Annotated in this window: 2 protein-coding genes; both read right to left on the bottom strand. The window is 30.2% G+C overall.

Going from position 1 to position 951, the window contains the following annotated elements:
* Positions 1-93: glycosyltransferase (locus JQ843_RS05675; protein ID WP_203213121.1), on the bottom strand; the 93-nt coding region annotated here is incomplete at its 3' end.
* On the bottom strand, positions 86-951 hold an 866-nt coding region (locus JQ843_RS05670; RefSeq protein WP_203213120.1), incomplete at its 5' end, for a glycosyltransferase family 2 protein. The genes JQ843_RS05675 and JQ843_RS05670, both read right to left, overlap by 8 nt.

Below are 951 nucleotides of genomic sequence, written 5' to 3'. Positions count from 1 at the left end.
TTCTATATCTTGATAGGTTTGCTTTCGAATACTTTCTAAGCATTCTTCTAGATAATTTTCCACATTATAAACTGGAACTATTATGCTAATCATTTTTGTTCATAAGCTCCTTTATTTGTCTTTTGTGAATCAACTTTCTAAATTTACTCCATCCTTTATACAGAAACTGATACACTGGATGAGTAATCGTTAAAAAATATTTTGGCGCTATGAAATACATTCTTAGTAAACGGTATTTTCGAACAACTTCTTGAGATTGCTTCGCAATAAAAGCAGACTCCTTTATAAAATTCTCATACAAACTAACACAAGGACTCTTCTTCGTAATGCCATCTCTGTAATAATGACTAACCCCTAGATAAAACATAAAGTATCCAATGTACGGTAATAAATATGCATCATCTTGGAATGATGCTATTAATTGATTTCCAACTTTAAAAATATCTAAATTTTTCTCATTAAAAGAAGTTGTCATAGTACTATTCGGACTAAATCGGTAATAATACCCAGTTAAATCAACAACTACCATTTTTCGAATATTTTTTAAAAAATTAATTCCTGTATAAACATCCTCGTAAATAACACCTTCTAAAAATGGAACTTTTTCAATAATTTCTCTTCTATATAATTTTGCACATGGAGAATAATTCACTTCTTTAAGTGCTATACATTTAATAATGGCTGCCGTTGAATTACCTTCGAAAATAACTCGAATCGGTTTATTTTTATGCAATTCTTCTTGATTGCGAACAAGATTACATTCTACTAAATCCACATCCGCCTTCATATAGGATAGTAATACGTCTAGTATATTTGCTTTAATGACATCATCACTATCGACAAACATGATATATTCACCAAGGGATTCTTTTACGCCATGATTTCTGGCTACACTTTGACCTTGATTTTTTTGATTGATCAATCGGAAACGCTTATCTGTTTGGCAAAAAT

It is taken from the genome of Streptococcus mitis, assembly GCF_905187495.1.
Classification (GTDB): Bacteria; Bacillota; Bacilli; order Lactobacillales; family Streptococcaceae; genus Streptococcus; species Streptococcus mitis_CU.
This window is presented reverse-complemented; position numbering and strand designations above follow the sequence as displayed.